The sequence below is a fragment of the Lentzea aerocolonigenes genome (assembly GCF_000955955.1).
GTDB classification, from domain to species: Bacteria; Actinomycetota; Actinomycetes; order Mycobacteriales; family Pseudonocardiaceae; genus Lentzea; species Lentzea aerocolonigenes_A.
In genome coordinates, this window is sequence record NZ_JYJG01000521.1 from 1 (window position 1) to 5,055 (window position 5,055).

At 68.3% G+C, this 5,055-nt stretch carries 3 protein-coding genes and 1 pseudogene; 2 read left to right on the top strand and 2 right to left on the bottom strand.

Annotated elements, in window-relative coordinates:
* Window positions 1–804, top strand: an 804-nt coding sequence (locus tag UK23_RS45600) for an alpha/beta fold hydrolase (RefSeq protein ID WP_045318096.1), incomplete at its 5' end; no start/stop codon positions are given.
* A gap of 309 nt (window positions 805–1,113) precedes the next feature.
* The gene (locus tag UK23_RS52360) at window positions 1,114–1,374 is read left to right on the top strand and encodes a hypothetical protein (protein ID WP_156213867.1); all 261 of its coding nucleotides are present in this window, start codon (window positions 1,114–1,116) and stop codon (window positions 1,372–1,374) included.
* Window positions 1,375–1,550: 176 nt separating this feature from the next.
* Here UK23_RS52360 and UK23_RS45610 read toward each other — a convergent pair whose 3' ends face one another.
* Window positions 1,551–4,490 (bottom strand): glycosyl hydrolase 115 family protein, encoded by a 2,940-nt coding sequence (locus UK23_RS45610; RefSeq protein ID WP_231114984.1) that lies wholly within the window; start codon window positions 4,488–4,490, stop codon window positions 1,551–1,553.
* A gap of 232 nt (window positions 4,491–4,722) precedes the next feature.
* Window positions 4,723–5,055 (bottom strand): annotated as a pseudogene (locus tag UK23_RS45615) (beta-galactosidase); the annotation flags it as partial.

A 5,055-nucleotide genomic window follows, 5' to 3' on the forward strand; every position in this document is an offset into this window, starting at 1 on the left:
CACCAGTTCCAGTCACTTGTGGACGCCGGATATCACGTTGTCGCCCCTGACCAGCGCGGCTACGGGCACACCGACAGCGCGGAAAGCATGGAGCAGTACAGCATTCTGCACCTCGTGGGGGACGTGGCGCAGTTGATCCACGCGCTGGGCGAGGAACAGGCTGTCGTGATCGGGCACGACTGGGGCGCCGTCGTCGCGTGGTACACCGCGTTGTTGCGGCCGGACCTGGTGCGCGGCGTGGCCGGCCTCAGCGTGCCACCGGCACCGCGGTCTCCGGCTCCGCCCCTGAGTCTGTTGCGTCAGCATTTCGGCGAGGGCTTCTACCAGATCTACTTCCAGCGTCCCGGGGTCGCGGAGGCCGAGTTCGAAGCCGACGTGCGCACGATGTTCCGGACGCTGCTCGGCGGCACCACGGACCGGCCGGGTGTGCCGGCGGGGGCGGGCTTCCTCGACCAGTTCACCGCACCACAGGTGCTCCCGGACTGGCTGGACGACGAGGACATCGACGTGGCCGTCGACTCGTTCACCCGTTCCGGCTTCAGCGGTGGCCTGAACTGGTACCGCAACATCGACCGCAACTGGGAACTGACCTCCCCCTGGCACCACGCCCAGATCACGCCGCCGGCGCTCTACCTCAGCGGTGAGCGCGACCTCGTCCGGCAGTTCACCGACATCAGCGGAATCGACCGGATCGTCCCGAACCTCCGCGGAATCGTCGACATCCCCGATGCCGGGCACTGGCTCCCGCAGGAGCGCCCGGACGAGGTGAACACCGCATTGCTGAACTTCATCAAGGAGATCTGACGTGAGCGGCGTCGGTTGGCCATCGTGAGAGGTGTCCGGCGTGCCCAGCGCCGCGGCCGATACCGCTCCCGCGCTGTCGAAGATCGCCGATGGGCGGACGGTGCCGCCGGCCTTCCGTCGAACTCGTGCCGGCTGCCCGGCCTCAGCTCGACCTGCACGTGCGGTCGCGGCACCACACCGCGACCGCACGCGGCAATCCGGCACGTCGCAACGCCACCGCGGTCAGCTCACCGTCGCCATATTTCAGGCGGGATCTGCCTGGCCGCCGCGAACCCGGTGTGCGTTCCGCGTGGACGGTGCCCGTGACCTGTGGCTCCTCACCTCGATCGCCTGGCAGAGGATGCTGGCGATGCCGGTCACGCTCTTCCTGTTCCAGTCCGCCGCCATCGGGAGAACTTTCTGCTGCCCTACGTCGTGCTCACCGATGACCGGACATTCCCGTTCACCGCCGCCCTCCACAACCTCGTGATCACCAGCAGGCGGCTCTCGATCATTCCCCTGATCACGTTGTTCCTCGGGCTGCGTCACCGCTGGCGCGTCGATCTGCTGTCCGGCGTCGCAAAGTCGTGACCACACGACCGGAGCAGATGAGGGCCGATGACGGACACAACGCCTGCGAGGAGGCGGATACGGGCCGTGGCCTGAACTGACCAGCGGTCCACCGAGGGTGGTGTGGGTCGGCGATGCACAGTGATGTCTCCTGTCAGCGCGTGGACGGACCGATAGCCAGGAAAGCGTTTACAGGCCTAGCGGACCTCGCGATCCGCCGCCTCCGGCTGATAGCTCTCCGGCGGGGCGAGGTAGGTGGCCGGCAGGCCTCCTGTGTTCACCACGATCTGGTCCACGACCATGCCGGGGTCGACCATCAGCAGGCGCAGCACGTGCTCGCCGGGTCTGGTGACGGTCAGCGAGCCGGTGAGCTTCTCCACGCCCTCGGTGACGTTGCGCGCCCACGCGTCGTCCCACCTGCCCGTGGCGACGGCCTGACCTGACAGCACCACGGCGGGACCGTTGTCGAGTGCGATGGCGAGCCGTCGGTTCCCGCGCGCGTCCAGTGACGGCAGGCGGAACACCGTCACCGGGAAAGTCCCTGCACCTGCGAACAGGATCCGGTAGGTCAGCTCCGGCGACCGGGTCGTCACGCCGTCGGTGATGGGCGTCGCGGTCGAGGGAACGGCCTCCACCGCGGCCCGCCGCCTGCCGAGCCCGCGCACCACACGCCAGTCAGCACCGCTACGCGCCACGCGGCCGTGAAAGTGCGCCGCGTCGATCGAGACGTAGCCATGGGCCTCGACGAATCCCGTGGCGCGCCTGCGTGCCTCCTCACCGTCGTTGCTGACGCGCAGCGGCACGGACACGGTCTTCCCCGCGCCGGTGAACGTCACCCTCGCCTCGTTCCTGCCCACAGGCGCCCGCGACCAGTCGATGGAAACCCACACACGAACCTGGTCGGTGACGGTGTCGGAGGTCGAGTTCACCTGCACCCACGGGTGGCTTGTCGAGGCGCGCCAGGTGAAGGAGCGGAATCCGGTGTTGAAGACGTCCACGAAACGGCGGTCGCGCGGGTAGGAGGAGAAGGACAGTGGCCGCGCGATGCCTGTCTCGTTGCCCTCGGTGGCCACACCCAGCCCCGAGGTGTTCTGCGGCGTCACGCGGACCACGGTCGGGCGGCCCGGCGCCTGTGGGATGTCGGTGGGATAGGGGTTGACGACGCCGTTCCACTTGCCACCCGCGATCTCGAGGTTGTAGCGCCGGGTGAGCGCCTCCTCCTCCGCGTGCGCGGCCTCGCACAGGTCCGCGTACCTGTTCACCCCCGCTCCCCTGCCCTGCCGGGACGCCAGTGCGTTGCAGTCCGCCCAGTAGTACTTGAGGTTCATCAGGTAGGCACCGTGCACCGGGTACTCGACCAGCTCGTAGAAGGCGTTCTGGTAGGCCGCGGGCAGTTTGCGGCCCAGCGCCTTCGTCCGCTCCAGCAGGTTCCGGTAGGCGGCCATCCGCTCGCCCGCCTCGTCACCGTGGTGCACCAGGGAGATCGTGCCGCGGTCGACGAACTCCGGGCGCCGTTCGGCGGCGAGGCGGTAGAACTCCGTGCGGATGGTGGCGATCTCGTTGCCGTGCTGCCGCCCGAACTGCCGGCCCGTCCACTCGACCAGGAAGTCCTCGATGTTCTCAGGGCCCCACCGGTGGATGTTCCACGCGAGGTCCATGCAGAAGGACAGTCCGGCCTCCTGCGACTTGATGTCGCCGACATTGATGACCCACAGGCGATCGACGCGGTGCTCATGGGCGCGGCGCAGCTCCTGCCAGATCTTGCCGATCTGGGTGGTGTCCAGCCACAGGTAGCTCTTCGGGGTGCCCCAGTACGAGATGTGGTAGTAGAGCCCGTTGCCGCCGGGGCGCCGCTGCTCCGCGCTGGTGGGCATCTGCCGCATGTTGCCGTGGTTGTCGTCCGGCCAGACGAGGGTGACGTCCTCGGGCACCTGCACGCCCGCGTTGTAGAGGTCCAGGACCTCCTTGTAGGGGATGAAGATCTGCGGACCCGCGGTGGCCTTGACCTCCTCGGCCAGGATCCGGCGCTGGTCGGTGATGATCCGGTTCATCACCGCCACCTTCTCCGGCACCGTCTTCGCGTAGCGGGTCTGGAAGCCGGAGTCGTGCAGGCCACGCATGCCGATCGTCCAGCAGCTCTCGTAGGCGGCGTTCTGCCGCGCCCGCGCCCGCCAGTAGTCGGCGATCACGCGGGGATTCACCGTGTAGTCGTACTCCGGCAGGCTGCCGTCGGGGTTGCGGTGTGCCTCGGCCCACGGTTGCCACTCGTGGACACCGTTGCGCAGCAACGCTTCCGGGTGGCTGGAGCCGATCACGATCCCGTACTCGTCGGCGAGCCGGGCGTTCTCCGGGTACTTGTTGAAGTAATCGGTGTACGGGTGCATGGCGGGCCACAGGTAGTTGGCCTTCAACCGGAGCAGCAGCTCGAAGATCTTCTTGTACGTCTCCGGGCCGATGTTCTTGTCCCGCTCCTGCGTCCGGTTGGACCACGTGGTCAGGTTCCGCTCGTCGTTGATGAAGATGCCCCGGTAACGCACCGACGGTTCACGACGCTTGACCGGCCCCGCCTCGACGCTCACCGTCGTGCGGCGTTCCACCGGCACGTCGGCCCACCAGTACCACGGCGACACACCGATCCGCTCCGAGATGTCGTAGCTGCCGTACACCGTGCCACGCCGGTCGCTTCCCGCGATCACGAGCGCCCGGTCCACGCCCGGCAGTGGGCGCTCCACCACCTGCGTCACCGAGGCCTCCCACCGGCCCACCACCTCCGCGGTGTCCAGCCGCCCCTCCGCGATCAGGCGGTCGATGACCGGGCTCGCGCCGATGGTGCCGATCAGCACCGCCGTCGTGGACATCCCGGACGTGGTGCGGCGCAGGCGTGGCCGCACGCCGCTGACCCGTTCCAGATCGGCGGCCAAGTCCCCCGCGGCACGGGCGACGGCGGGGTCGTCCACCTGGTCCACGAACAGGTCCACTGCGGCACCGTCCTGAACGAGGCTGAACCCGCCCCCGGCGACCCCACTGCTGCCGGGCGCCGCCCCCGCGGTACCCGGCAGCAGTGGGGCGACCCCGGCGATCGCCATACCGCGTAACAACGACCTGCGCGTCCAACCGTTCGATTCCCTGTTCGACACGGATTCGACCTTCCTGCACACGATGGAGAAGAAGTGTTGTGACACAACGTGGAAAGCGCTTACCAACAGGACGGTAGGAGGCCCGTGGACGACCGTCAAGCGGCCGGGAGTGTCACGCAGGAGTACGCCGGCGCGTGCGATCACACACGGCGAGAGGCAACCACCGGGCAACTCTCCGTTCGGGCTCTCCGGACCGGAAGGGGTGGACCCACACGGTCCACCCCTTCCCTCGCTAACGTCCGGCCAGCACCTCCGTGATCCCGAGGAACCCCCGTGTAGTGCCCGGCGCTCGACTGGTCAGATCGAGCCGGATTCGTCCGGTGCTCACCGGAGTGAAGGTGACCCTGGTCGGTTTCCCGGACTCCGTCGCCCACTGGACCCGCGTGTTGCGAACCGGCACGAACGCCCTTCCGTTCCAATAGGACACGGCGATCGCCGCCGGCAGGCCGTGCAACGAGTCGATGACGAACGATGCCTGCACCGAGCCGACCGGTGCTCCCTCCACACCGGACAGCGACACCCACTCGGTCGCGTGTGCCCTGCTCACCGCCGGCAGCAGGGCCGT